The organism is Paracoccus sp. (in: a-proteobacteria) (assembly GCF_039808215.1).
Taxonomy (GTDB): domain Bacteria; phylum Pseudomonadota; class Alphaproteobacteria; order Rhodobacterales; family Rhodobacteraceae; genus Paracoccus.
The window spans coordinates 12,413-36,816 of record NZ_JBDHSP010000008.1; the positions used below are offsets into that span (position 1 = coordinate 12,413).

General features: G+C 68.5%; 21 protein-coding genes. 7 read left to right on the top strand and 14 right to left on the bottom strand.

Annotated features, from left to right (window positions below; genetic code table 11):
• Positions 1-59 precede the first annotated feature (59 nt).
• The 8 genes from WMK75_RS04755 to bhcA all read right to left on the bottom strand — a co-directional run bounded on the left by WMK75_RS04755 (position 60) and on the right by bhcA (position 9,034).
• Positions 60-1,307 carry a urate hydroxylase PuuD gene (locus WMK75_RS04755; RefSeq protein ID WP_347266510.1) on the bottom strand — a complete coding sequence of 416 codons (1,248 nt, stop codon included), beginning with the start codon at positions 1,305-1,307 and terminating at the stop codon, positions 60-62.
• 202 nt (positions 1,308-1,509) lie between these two features.
• Complete coding sequence (gene uraH, locus WMK75_RS04760) at positions 1,510-1,860, bottom strand: hydroxyisourate hydrolase (protein ID WP_347266511.1); 351 nt, start codon at positions 1,858-1,860, stop codon at positions 1,510-1,512.
• A 20-nt stretch (positions 1,861-1,880) separates the two neighbouring features.
• Positions 1,881-3,224 (bottom strand): 8-oxoguanine deaminase, encoded by a 1,344-nt coding sequence (locus tag WMK75_RS04765; protein ID WP_347266512.1) that lies wholly within the window; start codon positions 3,222-3,224, stop codon positions 1,881-1,883.
• The gene (locus tag WMK75_RS04770) at positions 3,224-4,705 is read right to left on the bottom strand and encodes a nucleobase:cation symporter-2 family protein (RefSeq protein WP_347266513.1); all 1,482 of its coding nucleotides are present in this window, start codon (positions 4,703-4,705) and stop codon (positions 3,224-3,226) included. Before WMK75_RS04770 ends, WMK75_RS04765 begins: the two co-directional genes overlap by 1 nt.
• Positions 4,706-4,745: 40 nt before the next feature.
• Positions 4,746-5,708 carry an iminosuccinate reductase BhcD gene (gene bhcD, locus WMK75_RS04775; RefSeq protein ID WP_347266514.1) on the bottom strand — a complete coding sequence of 321 codons (963 nt, stop codon included), beginning with the start codon at positions 5,706-5,708 and terminating at the stop codon, positions 4,746-4,748.
• Complete coding sequence (bhcC, locus tag WMK75_RS04780) at positions 5,708-6,871, bottom strand: 3-hydroxy-D-aspartate aldolase BhcC (protein ID WP_347266515.1); 1,164 nt, start codon at positions 6,869-6,871, stop codon at positions 5,708-5,710. The genes bhcD and bhcC overlap by 1 nt, the downstream gene beginning before the upstream one ends.
• An 11-nt stretch (positions 6,872-6,882) precedes the next feature.
• Entirely contained in the window at positions 6,883-7,842 is a 960-nt protein-coding gene (gene bhcB, locus WMK75_RS04785; protein WP_347266516.1) for a beta-hydroxyaspartate dehydratase BhcB, read from the bottom strand.
• A 1-nt stretch (position 7,843) separates the two neighbouring features.
• On the bottom strand, positions 7,844-9,034 hold the full coding sequence (bhcA, locus tag WMK75_RS04790) for an L-aspartate--glyoxylate aminotransferase BhcA (protein WP_347266517.1): 1,191 nt from the start codon (positions 9,032-9,034) through the stop codon (positions 7,844-7,846).
• A 185-nt stretch (positions 9,035-9,219) separates the two neighbouring features.
• On the opposite strand from bhcA, the gene bhcR reads away from it, so the two are divergent.
• The 3 genes from bhcR (at position 9,220) to WMK75_RS04805 (ending at position 12,690) form a co-directional block, all read left to right on the top strand.
• Complete coding sequence (bhcR, locus tag WMK75_RS04795) at positions 9,220-10,074, top strand: HTH-type transcriptional regulator BhcR (protein WP_347266518.1); 855 nt, start codon at positions 9,220-9,222, stop codon at positions 10,072-10,074.
• A 168-nt stretch (positions 10,075-10,242) separates the two neighbouring features.
• Entirely contained in the window at positions 10,243-11,898 is a 1,656-nt protein-coding gene (locus tag WMK75_RS04800) for a DUF6345 domain-containing protein (protein WP_347266519.1), read from the top strand.
• 78 nt (positions 11,899-11,976) lie between these two features.
• Complete coding sequence (locus WMK75_RS04805) at positions 11,977-12,690, top strand: pentapeptide repeat-containing protein (RefSeq protein WP_347266520.1); 714 nt, start codon at positions 11,977-11,979, stop codon at positions 12,688-12,690.
• A gap of 5 nt (positions 12,691-12,695) precedes the next feature.
• Here the strand turns inward: WMK75_RS04805 and WMK75_RS04810 are convergent, their stop codons facing one another.
• Positions 12,696-14,273: an SARP family transcriptional regulator gene (locus WMK75_RS04810; RefSeq protein ID WP_347266521.1), complete on the bottom strand. Its 1,578-nt coding sequence runs from the start codon at positions 14,271-14,273 to the stop codon at positions 12,696-12,698.
• 92 nt (positions 14,274-14,365) lie between these two features.
• Here WMK75_RS04810 and WMK75_RS04815 point away from each other — a divergent pair, with 92 nt between their 5' ends.
• From WMK75_RS04815 to purN, 4 genes are read left to right on the top strand one after another with little or no spacing between them, the layout of a single operon-like run.
• The gene (locus WMK75_RS04815; protein ID WP_347266522.1) at positions 14,366-15,439 is read left to right on the top strand and encodes a phosphatase PAP2 family protein; all 1,074 of its coding nucleotides are present in this window, start codon (positions 14,366-14,368) and stop codon (positions 15,437-15,439) included.
• Positions 15,430-17,433 (top strand): hypothetical protein, encoded by a 2,004-nt coding sequence (locus WMK75_RS04820; protein ID WP_347266523.1) that lies wholly within the window; start codon positions 15,430-15,432, stop codon positions 17,431-17,433. The genes WMK75_RS04815 and WMK75_RS04820 overlap by 10 nt, the downstream gene beginning before the upstream one ends.
• Before the next feature lies 1 nt (position 17,434).
• Positions 17,435-18,481 (top strand): phosphoribosylformylglycinamidine cyclo-ligase, encoded by a 1,047-nt coding sequence (purM, locus tag WMK75_RS04825; RefSeq protein WP_347266524.1) that lies wholly within the window; start codon positions 17,435-17,437, stop codon positions 18,479-18,481.
• Positions 18,478-19,074, top strand: coding sequence for a phosphoribosylglycinamide formyltransferase (gene purN, locus WMK75_RS04830; protein WP_347266525.1), 597 nt, complete (start codon positions 18,478-18,480; stop codon positions 19,072-19,074). Before purM ends, purN begins: the two co-directional genes overlap by 4 nt.
• 27 nt (positions 19,075-19,101) lie before the next feature.
• On the opposite strand, the gene WMK75_RS04835 is transcribed toward purN, so the two are convergent.
• The 5 genes from WMK75_RS04835 to WMK75_RS04855 form a co-directional block, all read right to left on the bottom strand.
• Positions 19,102-20,442, bottom strand: coding sequence for a branched-chain amino acid ABC transporter permease (locus WMK75_RS04835; RefSeq protein ID WP_347266526.1), 1,341 nt, complete (start codon positions 20,440-20,442; stop codon positions 19,102-19,104).
• A 14-nt stretch (positions 20,443-20,456) separates the two neighbouring features.
• Positions 20,457-21,458 carry a branched-chain amino acid ABC transporter permease gene (locus WMK75_RS04840; RefSeq protein WP_347266527.1) on the bottom strand — a complete coding sequence of 334 codons (1,002 nt, stop codon included), beginning with the start codon at positions 21,456-21,458 and terminating at the stop codon, positions 20,457-20,459.
• 2 nt (positions 21,459-21,460) lie between these two features.
• Positions 21,461-22,165 carry an ABC transporter ATP-binding protein gene (locus tag WMK75_RS04845; RefSeq protein ID WP_347266528.1) on the bottom strand — a complete coding sequence of 235 codons (705 nt, stop codon included), beginning with the start codon at positions 22,163-22,165 and terminating at the stop codon, positions 21,461-21,463.
• The gene (locus WMK75_RS04850) at positions 22,165-23,043 is read right to left on the bottom strand and encodes an ABC transporter ATP-binding protein (protein WP_347266529.1); all 879 of its coding nucleotides are present in this window, start codon (positions 23,041-23,043) and stop codon (positions 22,165-22,167) included. The genes WMK75_RS04845 and WMK75_RS04850 overlap by 1 nt, the downstream gene beginning before the upstream one ends.
• Positions 23,044-23,148: 105 nt before the next feature.
• On the bottom strand, positions 23,149-24,333 hold the full coding sequence (locus tag WMK75_RS04855) for an ABC transporter substrate-binding protein (protein ID WP_347266530.1): 1,185 nt from the start codon (positions 24,331-24,333) through the stop codon (positions 23,149-23,151).
• Positions 24,334-24,404 lie beyond the last annotated feature (71 nt).

Genomic DNA, 24,404 nt, shown 5'->3' on the forward strand with positions numbered 1-24,404 from the left:
GGCCGCGGCGGCCGCAAGGTGGCAAACGGTCGGGACCCGTGCCCGGCCGTTTCGCCTGTTCAGTTCGACGCGAAGCTGCGCGGCAGGCCGTTGTACCAGTCGATGATCGCCTGGCGTTCCTGCGGTTCCATGAAGCTGACATTGGCCGGCGGCATGGCATTGGTCACCCCGGCCTGCACGAAGATCTCGCGTGCGGCGCGGGTGATGTCGTCGGGGGTCTCAAGCAGGACCCCCTTCGGCGCGGTGTGGATGCCCTCATAGCCGGGTTCGCGGGCGTGGCACATGCTGCAGCGGCCCATGACCGCTGCATATGCATCATCCCAACCGGGCGCCTCGACCATGGCCTGCTGCGTCGGCGTCAGGACACGGGCCTCGGATTCCTCGACCGTCTGGTGGAAGGCCGGCGAATACGAGAGCCACATCACCGCGAAGAACAGCGCGACGGTGACGACCCAGGTCCACCACAGCATGCCCTTGCCCGCATGCATCGAGTTGAAGAAGTGGCGGATGGTCACGCCCATCAGGAACACCAGCCCTGCGATCACCCAGTTGTATTCCGAGGCGAAGGACAGCGGGTAGTGGTTCGACAGCATCAGGAACACGACCGGCAGGGTCAGGTAGTTGTTGTGGGTCGAACGCAGCTTGGCGATCTTGCCGTATTTCGGATCGGGCGCACGGCCGGCCTTGAGGTCCGCCACCACGATGCGCTGGTTCGGCATGATGACGAAGAACACGTTGGCGGTCATGATCGTCGCGGTGAAGGCGCCCAGGTGCAGCATCACGGCGCGGCCGGTGAAGACCTGGTTATAGGCCCAGCCCATGACCAGGAGCAGCACGAACAGCAAGAGCATCAGCAGCGTCGGCGTCTCGCCCAGCTTGGACTTGCACAGGTTCGTATAGACCAACCAGCCGATCGACAGCGAGGCGGCCGAGATCAGGATCGCCTGCCAGGGCGCGAGCTCCATCTTGGCGGGATCGATCAGGAACAGCTCGGAGCCGACCCAGTAGGTGACCATCAGGAGCGCGGCCCCCGAGATCCAGGTCATGTAGCTTTCCCATTTGAACCAGATCAGGTGTTCGGGCATCGAGGCCGGGGCCACGAGGTATTTCTGGATATGGTAGAAACCACCGCCATGGACCTGCCATTCCTCGCCATGGGCACCAGCCGGCAGGCCGGCGTGCTTGCGCAGACCAAGGTCAAGCGCGACGAAATAGAAGGACGAGCCAATCCAGCAGATGGCGGTGACGACATGGGTCCATCTGATGGCAAACGAGAGCCACTCCCAGATGATGGCGAAATTGGACATATTCGGTCTCCTGTCTTGCTGGCGAAAAGTTTACTTTCTGGCGGGCCCCACGACCATTCACGCATTCCCCCTTGCTGTCTTAACGCCTGGTTGAAAATCCTTCGCCCGGCGACGGGGTGGCAAAAATGCAAAGAGGGGGCATTGCCCCCTCACGCCCCGCGGGTTGTCACCCCCGGGGTAGTTCGCAGACGTGCAAGGCGGCTCAGCTGCCGCGATAGGTCGAGAAACCGTAGGGCGAGATCAGCAGCGGCACATGGTAATGGTCCTGTTCCGACATGCCAAAGCGCAGCGGCACCAGGTCGAGGAAACGCGGCTTCGCCGCCTGATGGCCGATGGCGTCAAGCCAGGCGCCGACATGGAAGATCAGCTCGTATTCGCCCAGTTCGAACTGCGCCTCGGGCAGGATGTGGCTGTCGGTGCGGCCGTCGTGGTTGGTGACGGTCTCGGCGATCAGCCGGCGGCCGCCGTCGAGGCGGAAAAGCTCGATCCGCATGCCCTGGGCGGGCGTGCCATTGGCGGTGTCAAGCACATGGGTGGTCAGAAATCCGGGCATCTTCGTGTCCTTTCCTTTGGTCAATCAGCCAGGCGCGCAAGGGCTGCGCGCGCCTGTTCGTTCAGGCGATTCGGGTTGGCGGTCAGCAGGCGATGGTCCTGCACGATGGCGCGGCCCTCGACATAGACGGCGCGGGGGCGCAGGGGCGCGCAGAAGACCAGCGCCGCCACCGGGTCCCATTGTCCCGCCGCCGGCAGGTCCGAGACATCCCACAGCACCAGATCGGCGCGCTTGCCGGGTTCCAGCGCGCCGATATCGCTGCGCCCCAGCACGCGCGCGCCGCCCAGCGTCGCGATCTCGAGCGCCTCGCGCGCCCCCATGGCGGCGGGCCCGTCCCTGAGGCGGGCGACCAGCATGGCCTGTCGCGCCTCAAGGCCAAGATGGCTGCAGTCGTTCGAGGCCGAGCCGTCGACGCCAAGACCGACCGGCACGCCGGCATCGCGCATCCGGCGCACCGGGGCGATGCCCGAGGCGAGGCGCGCGTTCGAGCAGGGGCAATGCGCGACACCGGTGCCGCTGCGGGCGAAGAGGTCGATTTCCTTCTCGGACAGCTTGACGCAATGCGCGTGCCAGACATCCTCGCCGGTCCAGCCGAGGCTTTCGGCATAGTCTCCGGGCAGCATGCCGAAATTTTCCAGCGAATAGGCGATGTCCTCGTCATTCTCGGCCAGGTGGGTGTGCAGGCGCACGCCCTTGTCGCGCGCGAGGATGGCGGCGTCGCGCATCAGTTCGCGGCTGACCGAGAAGGGCGAGCAGGGCGCAAGCCCCACCTGCACCATGGCGCCGGGGTTCGGGTCGTGAAAGGCCGCGACGACGCGTTCGCTGTCGCGCAGGATGGCGGATTCGGATTCGGTCAGCGCGTCCGGCGGCAGGCCGCCCTTGCTTTCGCCGATCGACATGGCGCCGCGGGTGGCGTGAAAGCGGATGCCGATTTCGCTTGCCGCCTCGATGCTGTCGTCAAGCCGCGCGCCGTTCGGGAACAGGTAGAGGTGATCGGACGAGCAGGTGCAGCCCGACAGCGCCAGTTCGGCAAGGCCGATCTGCGTCGAGAGCCGGATGTCGCCTGGCCCCATGCGGCCCCAGATCGGATAGAGCGTCCTGAGCCAGCCAAACAGCGCCGCATCCTGTGCGGCAGGTACGGCGCGGGTCAGGGTCTGGAACAGGTGGTGGTGGGTGTTCACCAGGCCCGGGGTGACGACGCAGCCCCGCGCCGGAACGATTTCCGCGCCCTCGCCGGAAAGGCCCGAACCGACGGCAGAGATCACCCCGCCGTCGATCAGGACATCCCCGCCCGCGATCTCGCGCCGGGCGCCGTCCATGGTCACGACCACGTCGGCGCCCCTGACAAGCAGGCGGCTGGCCATCAATGCGCCTCGGCCGCTTCGGCGGCGACGCGGATCTCTTCCTCGCTCTGGTGCGGGGCGCCGTTGAAGAACCAGTTCAGCAGCACCGCGGCGATCGCGGCCAGAAGGATGCCCGAATGGATCAGCGTATGCACCGAATGGGGCAGCCACTGGTTGAAGTCGGGCGCGATCATCGGCACCATGCCAAGGCCCAGCGACACCGCGACGATGAACAGGTTGTGCTTGTTGCCCTTGAAATCGACGCTGGCCAGGATGCGGATGCCGGTTGCGGCCACCATGCCGAACATCACGAGGCCCGCGCCGCCCAGCACCGTGGTGGGCAGCGATTCGACCAGCGCCCCCATCTTGGGGATCAGCCCCAGCACCACCATGATCGCCCCGCCCATGACGCAGACAAAGCGCGAGCGCACGCCGGTGACACCGACCAGGCCGACGTTCTGGCTGAACGAGGTATAGGGGAAGGTGTTGAACAGCCCGCCGATGGCGGTGCCCAGCCCGTCCACGCGCAGGCCGGCGGTCAGGGTCTTCGGCGTCACCTTGCGACCGCAGATGTCGCCCAGCGCCAGGAACATGCCGGTCGATTCGATCATGGTCACGAACATCACCAGCAGCATGGTCAGCACCATCACCGGATCGAAGATCGGCGTGCCGAAATGCAGCGGCGAGATCGGCTCGAACCAGGCGGCCTTGGCGATGCTGCCGAAATGCATCATGCCCAGCGCCGCGGCCAGGACGCCGCCGATGACGATGCCCAGCAGCACCGCGATATTCGCCACGAAACCCTTGGCATAGCGCGCGATCAGCAGCACCGTGGCCAGCACGACGATGCCGATCAGGATGCGGTCCAGCGAGGCGTATTCGGGGTTCTTCACCGTGGGGGCCAGCGTCAGGCCCTCGGGGACTCCGCCGGCGGCCACGGCGGCTTCGAGCCAGGCCTTGTGCGCGGGATCGACCAGCTGCGGCGCGGTCGGGCCGACCGGCAGGCCGAAGATCCAGTTGATGCCCACCGGCATCAGGCTGACGCCGATCACCAGGATCACCGTGCCGGTGACGACGCTGGGAAAAAAGCGCAGCATCTTGCCGACCACCGGCGCGAACAGGATCGAGATCAGGCCGGCGGCCATGACGGCGCCGAACAGCATGCGCGCGCCCTCCTGGCCCGGATTGCCCGAGGCGATGGCGACCATCGGCCCGACGGCGGCAAAGGTCACGCCCATCATCACCGGCAGGCGGATGCCGAACCATTGCGTGACGCCGAAGGACTGGATGATGGTGACGATGCCGCAGACGAACAGATCGGCGGAAATCAGGAAGGCCACGTCCTTCGGCTCAAGCTGAAGGGCGCGGCCGACGATCAGCGGCACCGCGATGGCGCCGGCATACATGACCAGAACGTGTTGAAGACCCAGTGCCACGAGCCGAGGAGCGGGAATCCGCTCCTCGACCGGATCAAAGCCCGGGCTGGTATCGACTGCTTGCATGCGTCCTTATCCTCCCATGTCAGGACGTTGGCGGCGCCGGTCAGATACTGACTTCCTGCGCCACGCCTTTCTGCTTCGCCAGCTCGACCACGGCTGCCGCGACCGCAAGATCCTGCAGGCCGACGCCGGTGCCGTCAAAGATCGTGACCTCGGCATCCGCGCGGCCCGGATTGTCGCCCGCGACCACCGCGCCCAGCTCGCCGATCGCCTCCTCCGCGATCAGCCCCGCCGCGATGGCGTGCTGGCATTCGCCGATGCTGACCGCCTGCGCGATCTCGTCGGTGAAGACGCGCGCGCGCGCCACCAGCGCCGGGTCGAGCTCCTGCTTGCCTTTGGTGTCGGTGCCCATGGCGGCGATATGCGTCGGCCCCTTGACATGACCATCCATGAGCAGCGGCGCAAAGGACGAGGTGATCGAGATGATCACATCGGCCTCGGTGCCCAGCCGGTCCAGATCGACCGCCTCGAAGGGCAGGCCAAGATCGGCCGCGGTCTCGGCCAGGCGGGCCAGCATCTCGGGATGCGGGTTCCAGCCGATGACCTTTTCGAACCTGTGCACATTCGCCGCGGCGCGCATCTGGAAGGCGGACTGGTGGCCGGCGCCGATCATGCCCAGCACCCTGGCCCCTTTCGGCGCCAGATACTTGATCGACACCGCCGACGCGGCGGCGGTGCGCAGCGCGGTCAGCAGGTTGCCGCCCACCGCCGCCGAGACCCGCCCGGTGTCGGGATCGAACAGGAAGATGGTGGACTGGTGGTTGATCAGATCGTGCTTCTGGTTGTTCGGCCAGTAGCCGCCCGCCTTCAGCCCCAGCGTCAGCCCCGCGGCGTCGAACCCGCCCTTGAAGCCGTAAAGTGCGTCCTCATGGCCGAGGGCCTCGCGCACGACGGGAAAGTTCCACGCCTTGCGACGGGCCATCGAGGCGAAGACCGCCTCGATGGCCTCGAAGGCCGCCTCGGGTGTCATCAGACCGGCGATTTCACTCTCGGCGACGACCAGCATCAGTAGCCCCTTCCGCGCGCCGAGACCGGCCAGACCGATTCGACCTTGCCGTTCCTGACACCCACATACCAGTCGTGGACATTGCAGGTCGGGTCGCAATGGCCGGGAACCAGCTTCAGCTTCTCGTTGACCTTCAGCACGCCGTCCTTGTCCTCGATCACCCCGTGCTCGTCGCTGCACTTGATGTATTTCACATCGGTGCGGCCATAGACAAAGGGCAGGCCGCTGTCGACCGACTGCGCCTTGAGGCCCGCATCGACCACCGCCAGATGCGGCTTCGCGTGGCTCATCACCGAGGTCAGGATGAACAGCGCGTTTTCCCACTCGCCCTGGTCGATGCGCTTGCCGTCCTTGTCGTGGATGCGGCCGTAATCGGCATCCATGAAGGCATAGGAGCCGCATTGCAGCTCGTTGTAGACGCCCGAGTTCGATTCGAAATAATACGACCCCGTGCCGCCGCCCGAGACGAATTCCGGCGCCAGCCCCTCGGCCTTCAGCGCATCGACCGCCTCGGTCACCTGGGCGATGGCGGCGTCCAGCTTGGCCTTGCGGTCCTCGAAACTGTCCATGTGCTGCATGGCGCCCTGATAGGCCTGGATGCCCTTGAAGGTCAGGTTCGGCGCCGCGGCCGCGGCCTTGGCGATCTCGACCACGGCCGGGGCGGTGGTCACGCCGCAGCGCCCGGCGCCGCAGTCGATTTCCACGAAGACGCCCAGTTCGGTGCCGTATTTCTGCGCCGCCGCCGACAGGTCGGCGATATTGGCCACGTCATCGACGCAGACGGTGACGGTGGCGCCGGTGCGGGGCAGGCGGGCCAGGCGGTCGATCTTGGCCGGGTCACGCACCTCGTTCGTCACCAGCACGTCGCGGATGCCGCCGCGGGCAAAGACCTCGGCCTCGGACACTTTCTGGCAGCAGACGCCGACCGAGCCGCCCAGACGTTCCTGCAGCTTCTGGACATCGACGGACTTGTGCATCTTGCCGTGGCTGCGGTGGCGCATGCCATGGGCCTTGGCATAGTCGCCCATCTTCTTGATGTTGCGCTCGAGCGCGTCAAGATCGAGGACCAGACAAGGGGTCTGGATGTCGGCCTCGTCCATCCCGGGCAGGGCGGGGATGTCATAGCCGACCTCATAGCCCGAAAAGTCAGTCTTCGCGTTCATCGCAGCTCTCCTCAGTTCCAGGGCAGCTTGTCGAGATCGACATTGCCGCCGGTGATGATGACGCCGACGCGCTTGCCGGCAAAAACGTCGCGGTTCTTGATGATGGTGGCCAGCGGCACGGCGCTGGAGGGTTCCATCACGATCTTCATGCGCTTCCAGATCAGCTTCATCGCCTCGACGATCTCTTCCTCGGTGGCGGTGAGGATGTCGGTGACGTGATTGCGCACGAAATGCCAGGTCAGGTCCTTGAGCGGCACCTTCAGCCCGTCGGCCACGGTGTTCGGCGCGTCGTCGGCGATGATGTGGCCGGCGCGGAAGCTGCGGGCGGCGTCGTCGGCGTTCAGCGGTTCCGCGGCATAGATCTTGATGCCAGGCGCCAGATTCGACAGCGTCAGGCAGGTGCCCGACACCATGCCGCCGCCGCCGATCGGGGCCACCACGGCATCCAGTCCTTCAACCTGCTCGATCAGCTCGGCCGAGCAGGTGGCCTGACCCGCGATCACCCGCGGGTCGTTGTAGGGGTGCACGAATTCGGCGCCGGTCTCGGCCACGACCTCGGCAAACACCGCCTCGCGCGAGCTGGTCGAGGGTTCGCATTCGACCACGCGACCGCCATAGCCCTTGACCGCATCCTTCTTGGCCTGCGGCGCGGTCCTGGGCATGACCACGGTGCAGGGGATGCCGCGCCGGCCGGCGGCATAGCTCAGGCAGGTGCCGTGGTTGCCGCTGGAATGCGTGGCGACGCCGCGCGCCGCCTGTTCATCGGTCAGCGAGAACACCGCATTCGAGGCGCCGCGGGCCTTGAAGGCCCCGGCTTTCTGCAGGTTCTCGCATTTGAAGAACAGTTCCGCCCCGGTCAGCTCGTTGATCATGCGCGAGGTCAGCACCGGCGTGCGGTGGACATGCGGCGTGATGCGCTCGCGCGCGGCCAGCATGTCGCCCAGAGTGGGGATATACATGATGTCCGTCATCTCAGGCGGCCTTCTTCAGCGCGGTCCTGGTGGTCTGGCGGTAATGTTCCTGCGCGGCGGCGACGCCCGAGCCCAGCTTGATCGGCAGACCCAGATCGACCATGACCATTTCCACGGTGGCAAGACCGGCCAGCGCCATGGCGTCGGTCAGGCTGCCGAGGTGGCCGATGCGGAACACCTTGCCCGCAACCTCGCCCAGGCCGGTGCCAAAGGCCATGTCATAGGTCTCCAGCGCGTGGCTGACGATCAGGTTGGCGTCGAAACCTTCCGGCACGCGGATGGCGCTGACGGTGTCGGAATACAGGTCCGGGCGGACGGCGCACAGTTTCAGCCCCCAGGCATTGACCGCGGCGCGCACGCCGCTGGCGATGCGGTGGTGACGGGCAAAGACGTTCTCCAGCCCCTCGGCCTCGATGCGGGCGCAGGCGGCGTTCAACCCGTTGATCAGGCCGACCGGCGGCGTATAGGGATAGCCGTTGCGGGCATAGCCGGTGGCCATGTCGCGGATGTCGAAGAAGGTGCGCGGCAGACGGGCGCTTTCCACCGCGGCCATGGCCTTGGGCGAGAAGCCGACGATGGCCAGGCCCGGCGGCAGCATGAAGCCCTTCTGGCTGCCGGTCACGGCGATGTCGACGCCCCATTCGTCCATGCGGAAGTCCATCGAGCCGATCGAGGAAACGCCGTCGACATAAAGCAGCGCCGGGTGCTTGGCATTGTCCAGCGCGCGGCGCACGGCGGCGATGTCGGATTTCACCCCGGTCGCGGTCTCGTTATGCGTGGCCAGCACGACGCGGATCTCGTGACCCTTGTCGGCGGTCAGGATCTCTTCGAAACGGTCGGCGGGGACGCCTTCTCCCCAGGGGGTCTCGACGAAGGTGACATCCAGGCTGTGGCGCTGGCACATGTCGATCCAGCGGTGGCTGAACATGCCGTTCCTGGCCGCCAGCACCTTGTCGCCGGGCGACAGCGTATTGGTGATCGCCGTTTCCCAGCCGCCGGTGCCGGTCGAGGGGAACAGGAAGATCTGCGCCTGCGTGGACTTCAGCACCTTCTTGACGCCTTCCAGCGCCGGGTGCAGCATCCGGCCGAACACCGGCGAACGGTGGTCGATGGTGGCCATGTCGACGGCCTTGCGCATCTCCTCGGGGATGTTGGTCGGGCCGGGAATGAAGATCGGGTTCTGACTGGTCATGATAGGGTTCCTTCTCCGCTTGAGATGACATTACGCTTTCGGGTTCAACGGCGCAATTTTTCTGAAAAACATTTCGCAATAGCGGAAAAATACGGTAAAGTTACGTTGAATCAGATGGTTGATCTTTTCCATCCCGGGAAATCGATCTTCAATAAAATCAGAATTCAATCGAAAGGAACCGTTGAATGTCGCAGGAGATCCGCAAGAGGGGTCGTCCGCGCGGACGTGCCGACGGCGCGGGGGCCGAGGATTCGGGCGGGATCAAGGCGCTGGACCGGGCGCTGGACCTTCTGGACCTGATCGCCGGCGCGGGCGGGCTGACCCTGACGGAAATCGCCCATGCGCTGGATCTGGCGCCCTCGACGGTGCATCGGGTGCTGGTGACGCTGGCGGCGCGCGGCGTAGCCGAAAGCGATCCGGTGACCCAGGCCTGGCATGTCGGGCCGACGGCTTTTCGCCACGGCTCGGCCTTCATGCGCCGCTCGGGCCTGGTCGAGCGCGCACGGCCGCTGCTGCGCCGGCTGATGGAGGTCACCGGAGAGACGGCGAACCTTGGCATCCTGAACGGCGATGCGGTGCTGTTTCTGTCCCAGGCCGAAACGCATGAGACCATCCGCGCCTTTTTTCCACCGGGCACGCGCTCGGCGCTGCATGCCTCGGGGATCGGCAAGGCGCTGCTGGCGCATGCGCGGCCCGAGGATCTGCGCCAGATGCTGGCCGGGATGCAGTTGCAGCGCTTCACCGACAAGACCCTGACCGCGCCGCAGGCGCTGATCGAGGATCTGGCACAGATCCGCGCCCGCGGCTATTCGCTGGACAATGAGGAGCGCACCCCCGGCATGCGCTGCATCGCTGCGCCGATCTTCGATCTGGCGGGCGAGGCGGCGGCGGGGATCTCGGTCTCGGGACCGACGCTGCGCATGTCGGACGCGCGGCTTGCCGCCATGTCCGAGGCGGTGATTTCGGCGGCGCGCGAGCTGTCCTTCGGCATGGCGGCGCGGCGCGACACCGATGACGCGAATCAGCCCCCGCCGGGGTGATCAGGCAAGAACGTCGGGGATTCAGTTGGTTAACGCGCAAGCCGGCCGCGCCCTGGCGCCGCCCGGCCCGATTCACGTTCAATTCACGGGCGCCGCCTAGCCTGCGGGCGACATCGTCCAAGGGGGCCCGTCCTTTCCCCGCAGCCGAACCCGCCGAGGAGCCAGCCGATGGAAGATCTCGCCCGCCGTCTGCACCAGGCCCCCTCGCCGCTGCCGCAGCAGGAGTTGCGGATGCCCGACCCGGCCGAGCATGGCGCCGAGGACGAGGCCATGGCCCGGCTCTATGGCGCCTGCAGCGTCGAGACCTATCGCGCCGCCGGGGCGCTGCATGCGGCGCATCGCGATGCCGGCGGGTTCCTCGATGCCGTGGACGGCCATGCCACCCCGGCCTTCTGGCGCCGCGATGGCGCGGTCAAGTCCTGGATCTATGACCGCGGCCAGGTCGCGCATGACGCGGACCGGGACATGGATTCGGTGCGCGTCTTCTATCATGCCGGCCATGGCCGCATGGGTGGCGACGGCGTGTTCCAGTTGCCGATGGGGGCGCTCTGGGCCGGCAATGACGCCTGCCTTGGCGCCGAGCGCATGCGGCTGGGCAGTGGCGCGCTGCGCTATCTGTTCTGGTCGGCCAGCCAGTCCTTGCGCCTTGGCGCGGGCTTCAGCCCACCGCGCAGCTGGGCGGCGGTCAATCACGGGCTGCGGATGCTCTTCGGCTTTGATTCCGTGTGCTGGGATTCGGGGCGCCATGGCGCGAATTTCTGGCGGCACTGGCAGATGGGCAAGACGCTGTCGCAGGCCTGGCTCGACGGCGCCTGGGATGTGGCCCATGATCAGAGCCCGGTCGTCTGCGCCTGCGGCGAAAGCCGCGATGCGGCGCTTGCGACCCTGTTCTCGGAACGCCGCTTCCGTCAGGTCCGCGCCTCGGGCGAATGGTGGGCCTGGCGCTGGCACGCGCCGGCGGCGCTGTTCCGGCGCGAGCCGTTGCTGGTCGAGCCGCCCGCCAGCTTTGCCTCGGCGCGGCTGGTGCCGGTGGCCGAGGACGACGCCCTGGCCCGCGAGGTGCTGGCGCGGCTGGGCCTCGATCCCGGGCAGCTGGTCCGGGACGCGCATGGCGCGCTGTCGCTGCAGCGCGGGCCGGTGCATTTCCTGCGCCGGGCGGATGGCGGCATCCTGCTTGAATTCGCCCCGGACCGGCCCGGCGCCCGCGGGCGGCTGCCGTTGCAGCGGCGCGCCCTGGTCAGCCGGGCGCGCGGCGCGCTCAGGCGCCACGGCTTCATCGCGCGGGACATGGATCTGGTGTTCGACCGCGTGTCGCTGGCGATGTCGGCGACCGCGCGCCGCCGGCAGATGCACGAGCCGCCGGACGAAAGGCTGGATGCGGTGATCGTGCAGTTTCGCCAGGTCATCGACGGCATCGCGGTGCTTGACGCGGATGCCGGCGCCGTGCGGCTGACCATGGACCCCGAGGGCGCGGTGCTGCGCATCGAATCCAGCCTGCGCCGGGTGGCGCGGTTGCTGCCGGCGCGCGCCTATTGCGGCGGCCAGCCGGCGGACCCGGTGCTGGGACCCGGGGCGGTGACGGTGCCCTGCGCCGCGCCGCCGCCGGTCTCGCTGCTGCTGGCGCGGCATTCGGCGCGGCTGATGCGCGATCTGGCGGCGCGCGGCGCGGCGCCTCTTGGCCTTGGCGTCCTGCCGGGCACCACGGAAATCGGATATGGAATCCGCAGCAATACCGCACGGCTCGTCGCCCGCCAGGGCATCGAGATCGAATGCGAGCGCGGATTTCGCAAGCGTTACTGGATCCAGTCCGACCTGGGGGACTGATCCGGTAAACCCGGGGGCGGAGGCAGCCGCCCCCGGGTCCAGAACGACGAGGGGCCACGGTCAGGAGGAGATGCAGCGATGGCCGAATTCACCCGCGCCGAGATCTTGCGGCGCATCGCGACCACGGGCCGCCTGCATCTGGCCGGCGCCGATCTGGCAGGGCTGGATCTGTCGGGACTGACCATGGTCGGGGCCGACCTGTCCTATGCCGACCTGACCGAGACCGATCTCAGCGAGGCGCAGCTTGCCGGCGCCAGCCTGTGGTCGGCGCGCGCGGGGGCGGCGCATTTCGACGGCGCCAACCTGACCGGGGCCTGCCTGGGGCTGGCGGATCTTGCCGGGGCCTCGCTGCGTTCGGCGCAGCTGGAAAAGGCCGATCTGACCGGGGCGCGGCTGGACCGCGCCGATCTGACCGATGCACAGATGCGCGGCGCCTGGCTGGATGCCATGCAGCGGGCGCTGGCCATCGGCGCGCCGCCGATGCGCTACCCGGCCGGGCGGGTGCGCCAGCCCCGGACCCGCATCCTGAACGAGGACCAGCTGATCGCCCCGGTGTCCCTGCGCTGCGGTGACCGGCTTGAGCTGCATCTGCAGCGCCGGGCCGGCCACCGCCGGGGCCTGGTGCGCGTCGAGGGCGCGCCGGTGCTGTCACTGCCCGACCCGCCGGGAACGCAGCCGGGGCCGGCGCATGTGCTGGCATTCAGCGCCGTGGCGCCGGGCCGGGCGCGGCTGGTGCTGGAGCCGGGCGCGGGCGGGGCGCCGATCACGCTTGAGGTGCTGGTCACGCCATGAGGCGATCAAAGCCCCGAGCCGGTGATCCCCATCAGCCCGGCCATGCGCAGGGTCGAGACCGGGTAATCGGGCGCCGCCATCAGCTCCAGGGTGAAATCCGGCTCGATCCGGCGCAGGTGGCCGAGGGCGTCGGCGGCGCCGCTCTCGTCGCCGCGGTGATAGCGCAGCGCCGCCAGAAAGCGCAGCGAGGGGCGGTTGTCGGGCGAAAAGGCAAAGGCCGCGGCGGCCGAGTTCTCGGCATCGCCGAAACGTCCCAGCCGCACCTGCACCACGGCGCGGCGCATCAGCCAGCAGGCCGGGCCAAGCACGGCCAGCGCGCCCCGCGCCCCGCGCTCGGTCGCCTCCAGCGCCTCGGCGTCGCGGCCGACATCGGTCAGCGCCTGCGACAGCGCGTGGCAGGCCAGTTCGTTATCCGCATCCGAGCGGCAGGCGGCCTGGGCCAGTTCCAGCGCGCCAACCGCATCGCGCCGCCACGAGGCCGAAAGCGAGGCCACCGCCAGCACCGCGGGATTGTTCGGCGCCATCTGCCGAGCGCGGCGGGCGAAGGCGTCGGCCTCGTCCGAACATTTGACCGGATCGTCGGTCAGCCGCTCGATGATCAGCGTGTTGCGCAGATAGGACCGCAGCGCCAGGCTGACGGCATTCTGGCGCTCGGCCGGCAACCCCGCCAGCACCCTGTCCGCCGCCTCGAGCCGCTCGCGCGAATAGCTGAACACGTCCCAGATCGGAAAGGCCAGCCAGTCCGGCGAGGCGGTGCGCCGCGCCCGGTCCAGCAGCGCCACGGTGATCTGGGCGATGGCATGGCGCATGGTCGCGGTCTCGTCGGCGCCGCGGATGGTGAAGCGGCGCGTCCAGCTGCGGGTCTGGGTGGCAAGGTCGCGCATCACCACCATCAGCGAACAGTCGTCCCCGGCGGCATAGCAGATCGCCCCGACCTGGGTGCCGGCGCGTGCCCCGGGCGTCGCAAGGTCGTCGGCCAGCGTGGCCGGGATCATCTCGCAGGCGCGGGCGGCGGCCTCGTTGATCACCATCTCGCCGATGACATGGGCGCGGGTGTCATTGCTCTCGAGCGGGGCCAGCGCCACGACATAGCCGGCCATGGCCGCGCCCGGCGCCGCGCCGCGGCCCTGGGCCGGCGCGGGTTGCATCAGGCTGGGGCCATAGGTTTCCGGGGTCAGGCGCAGGCGCATGTCGCGCAGCCAGCTCTCGAACTCGGGGTCGGGAATGTCGATGTCGGCGGCGAATTCCATCGGCGCGCCGCCGGCGTCATAGACCGGGGTCAGGTCGATGCGCAGCCGTTCGCGATCCAGCCCGACCCAGCCCACGCCGGTCAGCAGGATGTCCTTTTCCGGCCCGAGGCTGGCGCGCAATTCCCGCAACATCTGCCGCAGGCTGTCCGAGCCCTGCTGCTTGCTGCGCTCGCTCCACAGCAGGTCCTGCAACCGGGCGCGGTTCAGGCGCAGGTCCGGCGCCGTGCCGATCAGCGCCAGGGCGCCGCGCGCCTTCTGGCTGCGGGGGGTCAGGTCGGCACCGCCGACCCCGCGCAGCAGCACGGTTCCCATCAGGCTGAGCGTGGCAGGCACGGTGATTTGCCGGATCGTTTGTTGCTGTCACATGCTAACATCTACTCCTCCGTCCGGAGGGACGCAATTGCCAGCAGAAGGAGGCGAGACAGGTGGCTTTGACGAACGCGCATAATGCGCATAACGCCCATGCCGCATCGGGCGGGCCGGACGGCGACGGGGCGCTGCTGGCGCAGGCGCTGATCATCGCCCGCGAGGGTATTGCCGATGCCGCGGATCCGGTTGCTGCGCCGCCCGCGCGGCACATTCTGGCCCCCTCAGCCCGGCTTGCCCGCATCGAGCCGGAATTCGCGCATGCGATCCTGCTTTACGAGATGCTGGAATCGCTGGGCGTGACACCCGAGCCGGGTCCCGATCCGGTGGCGCGCGTCGATGTGCTGGCGCGCCTGCCCGACGGGCCGCGGCTGCTCTTGTCGGTGGGCCTGCCCTCGGACGCGGATTTCGCCGCGGAACTGGGGCTGATGATGGGCTATGCCGAGCTGCGCGCCGAACGCCTGGCCGAGATCGAGGTGCAGACCCGCGACATCCTGACTTTTTTCGTCTCGATCCTGCCGGTCAAGCCGGGGCGGGCGCGGTCGCTGCACCGGCTGCTGGCGCTGGCGATGGATCTGTCGACCTTCGTGGTGCAGCGGCTGAAGATCGCGTTTGCCGCGCCGCGCGCCGAGATGCTGAGCGACCAGATCCAGCCGATGATCGCCACACCCTTGCATGGCAGCTATCCCAGCGGCCACGCCACCCAGGCCTTTGCCGTGGCCATGCTGCTGACCATCCTGACGCGCGCGGACCGCTCGGCCCCCGCCGCCATCCGCCCCGAAAGCCAGCTTCTGCGCATGGCGGCGCGGGTGGCGGCGAACCGCACCGTGGCGGGGGTGCATTTCCCGGTGGACAGCGCCGCCGGCGCCATGCTGGGCATCACCCTGGCGCGCTGGATCGCGGCGCGGGCCGGTGCCGCGGGCCAGGACTGCCCGATGCTGGATTTCGACGGCGGGCGCTGGGGGCTGGGCGCGGCAGGCGGCAGCCGCGATTTCCACCTGTCGCGGCTTTGCGCCGTTTTCGCCGGCGATCCCTGCCTTGACATCGGCGCGGCGGTGGCGGCGCCGGTTTCGGATCTGCTGGCAGCGGCCTGGGCCGAGGCGCAGGGCGAATGGGAGGCGAGATGGAGCTGAGCCGCAGCCTGACCTGGCAGCCGGCCCCGAAGGAGGAGGGCGCCCGCCTCGGGCCCGAGGGCTCGCTGCTGCTTGACTGCGTCTGCGGCGATGCGCGCGATGCCCGGGCCCGCCTTGCCGACGGCACGCATGAGGCCCGCTGCGCGGCCCTGCGCGCCCTGATCACGGCGGCCCCCACCCCCCCCGAGACCCTCGCGGCGCTGGAGCGGCTGGGCAGCGTCGCGCCGCCCGACCGGATGCTGCCGCCCGAACCCTGCGCCGGCGACGAGCTGCTGTCCCCCGAGGCGCTGCCGCCCGATGCCGGCGCCGCCGCCGTCGTCGGGGTGATCGACCATGCCATTCCCTTTGCCCACAGCCTGCTGACCGCGGCCGGCGGCCATTCGCGCGTGGCCGCGATCTGGCTGCAAGGGGCGCCGGTCAGCGCGCCGCGCCCCGACATCCCCTTTGGCCAGGAGCTGCGCGGCAGCGACATCGACCGGCTGCGCGGGATCGGGGCCAGGGTCGGGGCCGGGGTCGGGGCTGGTCCGGGGCTGGATGCCGACGATCTTTATCGCCGACTCGGGGTGCTGGACCCCGGCCGGCCCGAGGGGCGGTGGCTGATGCGCGACCGCAGCCATGGCGCTGCGATCGCCTGCATGGCGGCCGGCCATGCCCCCGGGGACTCGCGGGGACTCGCGCATCCGCTGATCGGCGTCAGCCTGCCGGACTGGGCGCTGGCCGACACCTCGGGCGCGGCCATGCCGCTGCTTTTGCAGGCGGGCGTGCTGTTCATTGTCAGCCGCGCGCGGCTGCTGGCGCGCCAGCTTTCGGCGCGCAGCGGTCGGCCGGTGCGCCTGCCGCTGGTGGTCAATCTCTCGCTGGGCATCACCGCCGGGCCGCGCGACGGCAGCTCGGCCGTCGAGCGTCTGCAGGACGCCATCGCCGCCACCCCGCCCGAGGGGCTGGGGCCGGTGCATTTCCTGCTGTCTTGCGGCAATTCCCGGCAGCAGCGGCTGCACGCGCTGCTGTCGCCGGGGCAGGGTATCGGCTGGCAGCTTCTGCCCGATGACCGCACGCGCAGCGAGTTGCAGGTCTGGTCGGCGCCGCAGCCGCCCGGAGAGGCCGCGATCCGGCTTGAACTGACCCTGCCCGACGGGCGCGGCGCCATCACCGCCTTTCATCCGCCCGCGGCCGGCAGCGTCCAGGTCGCGCGCCTGCGCGACGAGCACGGCCGGGAACTGGCGCGGCTGGCGCTGCAGGCGCGCGCCGGGGCAGGGGGCAGCGCAGGGGGCGTCCGCCAGGTGCTGACGGTGATCCTGCCGCCCAGCGCCGCCGACACCGCCGCCCCGGTGCTGACCGCACCCGGCACCTGGAACCTCAGGCTGATGCCGGACAGCCCCGGAGACTGCGAATTTCTGGTCCAGCGCGACGACCGCATCGCCGGCTTTCCCCGCGCCGGGCGGCAGTCGCGCCTGGTCGATCCCGCCTATGCCGCGCGCCTGCCGGGGGGCGGCTGGCCGGGCGCGGATGCATCGGCGCCCGATGCGCGGCTGCGGCGCAACGGCACCTGCAACGCCTATGCCTGGGGGGTGGCGCAGATCCGCATCGGCGCCGCCATCGGCCCGGCAGGGCTGCGGCCGGCGCGCGCCGCATCCTACGGCGGGTTGCTGGCCGATGGCCGGGCGGGCGATCTGCTGGCCCCGGCCGACCGCGGCCCCGCCCGGGCCGGGGTCATCGCGCCGGGGTCGCGCGGCAGGGCCATGCAGGCCGTCGGCGGCACCAGCATCGCCACGCCCATGGCCGCGCGCTGGCTGGCCGCCCGGCTTGCCGGTGGCGCCGGTCCGGGCAACCGCGCCGAGGTCGTGGCGGCGGCGCAGGGCTCCGCCCCGGCCGGCGACATGCCGCCCCGCGTCGACGCCGATCTGCCCTGGACCAGGGCCGGCGCGGCGCCCGCGGATCATTGCCTGTCGCGCGCCGCTGCGCTATCGGGGCGGGAAAGCGAAAGGGGCACCTGAAATGACCAAGCGCGAGAATGGCCTGTCTTACGCCGAGGCCGGAGTGGATATCGATGCCGGCAATGCGCTGGTCGAGCGGATCAAGCCCGCCGCAGCCGCGACCCGGCGCCCGGGGGTGATGGAGGGCCTGGGCGGTTTTGGCGCGCTGTTCGATCCGCGCGCCGCCGGCTATCGCGACCCGGTGCTGGTCGCCGCCACCGATGGCGTCGGCACCAAGCTGCGCATCGGCATCGACACCGGGGAACTGGACGGGCTGGGCATCGACCTCGTGGCCATGTGCGTGAACGATCTGGTCTGCCAGGGCGCCGAGCCGCTGTTCTTTCTCGACTATTTCGCCACCGGCAGGCTTTCGGTCGATGAGGCGGCGCGGGTCATCAACGGCATCGCCGAGGGCTGCCGCCGTTCCGGCTGCGCGCTGATCGGCGGCGAGACCGCCGAGATGCCGGGCATGTATGGCAAGGGCGATTTCGACCTCGCGGGCTTTGCCGTCGGCGCGATGGAGCGCGGCACCGCGCTGCCCGCGGGCGTCGGCGACGGCGACGTGCTGCTGGGGCTTGCCTCGGACGGGGTGCATTCCAACGGGTTTTCGCTGGTGCGCAAGGTCGCGGAACACGCGGGCCTTGGCTGGGACGCGGCCTCGCCCTTCGGGCCCGGCACGCTGGGCCAGGCGCTGCTGGTGCCGACGCGGCTTTATGTCAAGCCGGTGCTGGCCGCGATCCGTCAGGGCGGTGTGCATGCGGCCGCCCATATCACCGGCGGCGGCATCACCGAGAACCTGCCGCGCGTCCTGCCCACGGGGCTTGGCGCCGAGGTCGATCTCGACAGCTTTACCCTGCCGCCGGTCTTTGACTGGCTGGCCGAGGCCGGCAGCATCGCCGATGCCGAGATGCTCAAGACCTTCAACTCGGGCATCGGCATGATCCTGGCCGTGGCCGCCGAACGTGCCGAGGCGATCGAGGCGCTGCTCACCGCCGAGGGCGAACGCGTCATCCGCCTGGGCCATGTCACCCCCGGCGCCGGCGTGCACTACTGCGGCCGCCTGCGGTGAAACGCGTCGCCATCCTGATCTCGGGGGGCGGCTCGAACATGGTCAGGCTGGTCGAATCGATGACCGGCGACCATCCGGCGCGGCCGGTGATCGTCGGCTCGAACGACCCGCAGGCCGCAGGTCTGGCGCGCGCCTCCGCTCTGGGCGTGCCGACCTTCGCGGTCGATCACCGCGCCTACAAGGGCGACCGCGCCGCCTTCGAGACGGCGCTGCTTGAGCCGCTGCTGGCGGCCCAGCCCGACATCCTGTGCCTGGCCGGGTTCATGCGCATCCTGACGCCCGGCTTCGTGCGCGCCTTCGCCGGCCGGATGCTGAACATCCACCCCTCGCTTCTGCCGAAATATCCCGGGCTGAACACGCATCAGCGCGCCATCGACGCCGGCGATGCCGAGGCCGGGGCGACAGTGCATCTGGTCACGCCCGAACTCGATGCCGGCCCGATCCTCGGCCAGGCGCGCGTGCCGGTGCTGCCCGGCGACACCGCAGACAGCCTGGCCGCGCGGGTGCTGGTGCAGGAACACCGGCTTTACCCCGAGGTGCTGCGCCGCTTCGCGCGGGGCGACACGACGCCGGTCACCCTGAGCGCCGCCTGAAAAAAGAGGCCCGCAGGCCCCTTCTTCCTATTTCTCGGGCAGCAGGCCGCGCGGCGCGAAACGCAGCACCAGCAGCAGCACCAGCCCCAGCGCGATAAAGCGCATGTGCGGGGCGCTGCCCAGCAGATGCTCGCGCAGCCCGCCCTCGGGCAGCGGCAGGGTGATCAGCCGCATCAACTCGGGCCCCCAGACCTCGGCCTTGATCCACAGGAACCAGATCAGGATCGAGCCCAGCACCGAGCCCCAGTTGTTGCCCGAGCCGCCCACGATCACCATGACCCAGATCAGGAAGGTATAGCGCAGCGGGTTGAAGCTGTTGGGCGCCAGAAGCCCGTCCAGGGTGACCATCATCGCCCCGGCAAAGCCGATCACCGCGCTGCCGATGACGAAGATCTGCAGATGCCGGTGGGTGACATCCTTGCCCATGGCCCGGGCCGCAGTCTCATTGTCGCGGATGGCGCGCATCATCCGGCCCCAGGGCGATTTCAGCGCCAGTTCCGCGGCCAGGATCAGGATCAGCAGCACCGCGGCAAACAGGCCTGCATAAAGCAGCTTGACCCAGATCCCCGAGGCGGTGGCGGCATCCAGCCCCCATTCCGCCGCCCGCGCCACAAAGGCCGGATCGCCCTGCAGGTCCAGCTCATAGGGCACGGGGCGCGGGATGCCCGACATGTTCTTGACCCCGCGCGCCAGCCAGTCCTCGTTGCGCATGACCGCGACGATGATCTCGCCGATGCCCAGCGTGGCGATGGCCAGATAGTCCGAGCGCAGCCCCAGCGCCACCTTGCCAACGCCCCAGGCTGCGGCGGCGGCAAACAGCGCCCCCACCGGCCAGGACAGGATCACCGGCAGGCCGAGACCGCCGATATTGCCGGCCGCGGCCGAGTTGTTGGCCTCGATCGCCATCACCGCGGGATCGAAGAGATAGCGGTAAAGCACGAAACCCAGCACCAGCGTGGCGACCAGCGCCGGCACGCGCAGCGCGCCATTGCTGCGGCGCCAGACCTGCGCCGCCAGTGCCAGCGTGCCCAGCCCGACGGCCAGCGCCAGGATGATGCGCGGCCCGCCCGCGGACCAGGCCCCGGCGACCGCAGGCGTCGAGACCAGGACCGGCGCCAGCCCGCCCAGGGCGACAAAGCCCACGACACCGGCGTTGAACAGGCCCGCATAGCCCCATTGCATGTTCACGCCCAGGGCCACGATCGCCGAGAGCAGGCCCATGTTCAGGATGGCGAGCGCGGTGTTCCAGCTGCCCGAGAACATGGCGTTGCGCAGCGTCCCCTCCATCAGGAACAGCGCGGCCAGGATCAGAAACAGGATCGGTGCGCGCCAGGGGCTGGTCGCATCGGCTTGACGAGTATTTGACATGATACGGCCCCCCTTCAGACGGACTTGCCACGGAACAGGCCGGTGGGCCGGAACAGCAGGACGACGATCAGGATGACAAAGCTGACCGCGAATTTGTATTCGGTAGACAGAAGCTGCAGCATGCCGTCGGTCTGGAAACCCAGATAGGCGGCGATCTTCTTCCAGGGATAGGTGACGGCCACCTCGGAGAAGGCGACGATGAAGCCGCCCGCGACCGCACCCAACGGGCTGCCGAGACCGCCGACGATGGCCGCGGCAAAGATCGGCAGCAGGATCTGGAAATAGTTGAATGCCTTGAAGCTTTTGTCCAGCCCGTAAAGCGTGCCGGCGATGACCGCAAGGCCGGTGGCGATGATCCAGGTCAGGCGCACCACGCGTTCGGGGTCGATGCCGGAAAGCAGCGCCAGATCCTCGTTGTCGGAATAGGCCCGCATCGCCTTGCCCGCGCGCGAGCGACCCAGAAAGCGAAACAGCGCCCAGCAGCACAGCGCGGTGACGACCAGCGTCAGCGCCTGGCTGACGCGCAGCGACAGCCCTTCGGTCAGCCCGGTCCAGGCCTTGAACTGCTGCACGGAAATCAGAAAGCGCGCGCCGTCGTCAAAGCGGATCTCGTCCACGCCGATCACCAGGCGGGTGAGGCCGTTCATGATGAACATGACCCCGACCGAGGCCATGACCAGGATGATCGGGGCCGAGCGCTTGGTACGGTAGAAACGATAGACCACGCGATCCGTGCCCAGCACGAAAGCCGCGGTCAGCGCGATGCCGAAAGGCAGCGCCAGCAGCGCCGTGGGCAGCGGGCCAAGGCCGATGCCGATGGCCTGCATCCCCCAGGTGACGATGATCACCATCGCGGTGCCGAAGGCCATGGTGTCGCCATGGGCAAAGTTGGAAAAGCGCAAGATGCCATAGATCAGTGTCACCCCCAGCGCGCCCAGCGCCAGCTGCGCCCCATATGAGGCGGCGGGGATCACCACGAAGTTCAGAATGGCCACGAGGGCGTTCAGGATATCCATCTTCAGCCCCCAAGGAAGGTACGGCGGACTTCGGGATCGGCAAGCAGCGCCTGGCCCGTGTCGGTATAGCGGTTCGCGCCCTGCACCAGCACATAGCCAATGTCCGCGATCTCGAGCGCTTGACGGGCGTTCTGCTCGACCATGAGGATCGAGATGCCGGTGCGCGCGACCTCGATGATGCGGTCGAAAAGCTCGTCCATGACGATGGGGCTGACGCCCGCGGTCGGCTCGTCCAGCATCAAAAGGCTCGGGCGCGTCATCAGCGCGCGGCCGACGGCGACCTGCTGGCGCTGGCCGCCGGACAGCTCGCCCGCGTTCTGCTTGCGCTTGTCGGCCACGGCCGGGAACAGTTCATAGACCTGCGCCATGGTGTCGCGGTAATCGTCGGTGCGGATGAAGGCACCCATTTCAAGATTTTCCTCGACCGTCATGGTCGGGAAGATGTTGTGGGTCTGCGGGACAAAGCCCATGCCCTTGTGCACGCGCTCTTGCGGGGTCAGGTGGGTGATGTCCTCGCCGGCCAGGGTGACGCGGCCCTCGCGCAGGTTCAGCATGCCAAAGACCGCCTTCATCGCCGTGGACTTGCCGGCGCCGTTCGGGCCGACGATCACCGCGATCTGGCCCTTGTCCACGGTCAGCGTGCAGCCGTTCAGGATGTCGGCCTTGCCATAGCCGCCGCGCATGTCGGTAGCGGAAAGATAGCTCATCACAGGTTCTCCGCCGGCTGGCCGTCGCCGCCATGGCCCGCCTCGGCGCCAAGGCCGGGCTGGGCGCCATGGCTTTCGCCCAGGCTGCTTTCCTCGGCCACTTCTGCCGCGACCTTGTTCTTCAGCCCGGTGCCCAGATAGGCTTCGATCACCGCCTCGTTCTTCATGATGCTGTCGGCCGAGCCCTGGGCCAGCACGTCGCCGGCGGCCATGACGATCACCGGATCGCAAAGCCGGCCGATGAAATCCATGTCATGCTCGATGACGCAGAAGGTATAGCCGCGTTCCTTGTTCAGCCGCACGATGGCGTCGCCGATCGTGCCCAGAAGCGTGCGGTTCACCCCGGCGCCGACCTCATCGAGAAAGACGATGCGCGCATCGACCATCATGGTGCGGCCCAGTTCCAACAGCTTCTTCTGCCCGCCCGAGATATTGCCGGCCTTCTCGTCGGCGATATGCGAGATGGTCAGGAATTCCAGGACCTCGTCGGCCTTCTTGCGCAGGGCGCGCTCTTCCTCGCGGATGCGGCCGCGGCGGAACCAGGTATTGACCAGGGTCTCGCCGCTTTGATTGGCGGGGACCATCATCAGGTTCTCGCGCACGGTCATCGAGGCGAATTCATGGGCAAGCTGGAAGGTGCGCAGCAGGCCTTTGTGGAACAATTCGTGCGGGGGCAGGCCGGTAATATCCTCGCCCGCCATGGTGACCCGGCCGGATGTCGGTTTCAAAACCCCGGCGATCACGTTGAAAAGAGTTGATTTTCCTGCACCGTTCGGACCAATGAGTCCGGTGATGGATCCGGTCTCGATCGTCAGGTTGGCGCCGTTCACGGCGCGAAACCCTCCAAAATGGCGGTGCAGGTCATGGACCTGGATCATAGCGCTCCCCCACCCCATGCGTTGCATGAAGCTTTTCCGCTAAGGAATTGTTGTATTTATGGAAAGGGCCCGGATGAACCGGACCCTTCCCGGATCGGCGCCGTCTCAGCGGAAGCCGACGACGTTCAGCGTGCCGCCCTTGAAGTCGACTTCGCGATAGACGCCCGAGCTTTCGCCCGGCTCGATCAGTTCGACCGAGGTGGCGCCGACATAGTCGATGTCGGTGCCGGCGGCGAGCAGCTCAAGCCCCTTGGCCAGTTCGCCCGGATAGATCTTTTCGCCCGGCGCGTTGGCGATCTCCATGATCTTGTCCTTGTAGACCTTGGGATCCGAGGATTTCGCCGCCTCCATGGCCAGCAGCATCAGCGCCGTGGCGTCATAGGATTCGCCGGCAAAGGCCGAGGTGCCGTCAAAGCCGGCGGCCTTGGCCAGTTCCGCGAACTTGTCATGCCCGTCGCCCTCGGCCGAGGGGTTCTGGCCGAACGAGGTCTCCAGCTGCGTGCCGAACTTGTCCACCAGGCCCTGGTTCACCATGCCGTCGGGCAGCACGAAGGTCGAGAAGGCGCCGGTGTCCAGCGCGCCCTGGATCACCCCCGAGCCGCCCTGGTCGGAATAGCCGGCCACGACCAGCGCATCGCCGCCGGCGGCGGCCAGCGCCGCGACCTCGGCCGAATAGTCGGCCTTGCCGTCGTCATGGGCGGAAACCACGGTGACCGTGCCGCCCTTCTTCTTGAAGGCGTCGGCAAAGCTGTCGGCCAGGCCCTTGCCGTAGTCGTTGTTGGTATAGGTGACCGCGACGCTCTTGATGCCGTGGTCCAGCACGATGTCGGCCATCACGTCGCCCTGGCGCGCGTCCGAGGGCGATGTGCGGAAGAAGAAGCCCTTGTCCTCGATGGTGGTCAGCGCCGGCGAGGTCGCCGAGGGCGAGATCATCACCACGCCATTCGGCACGCCGACCTTCTCCAGCGAGGCGATGGTTTCGCCCGAGCACATGCCGCCCATGATGCCCTTGACCTTGTCGCTGGTCACCAGCCGTTCGACCGCGGCCACCGAGGCGGCGGCGTCGGCGCAGGTGTTGTCGGCCACGATCGCCTTGATGGTCGTGCCATTCAGCAGCTTGCCGCTGTCCGAGACTTCCTTCATCGCCATTTCGGCGCTTTTCTGCATCGCGGGCGAGATGGACTCCAGCGGGCCGGTCAGGCCCAGCGAGATGCCCATGTTGATTTCCTCGGCACCGGCGGCGCCCACGAAGACGAATCCGGCAACGCTGGCCAGAAGCAGTTTTTTCATTTCTACTCTCCCTGAGTGGAACTAAGTCCTGCTGCGCAAGCTATAAGCCCCCGGATGAAATGAAAAGTGCG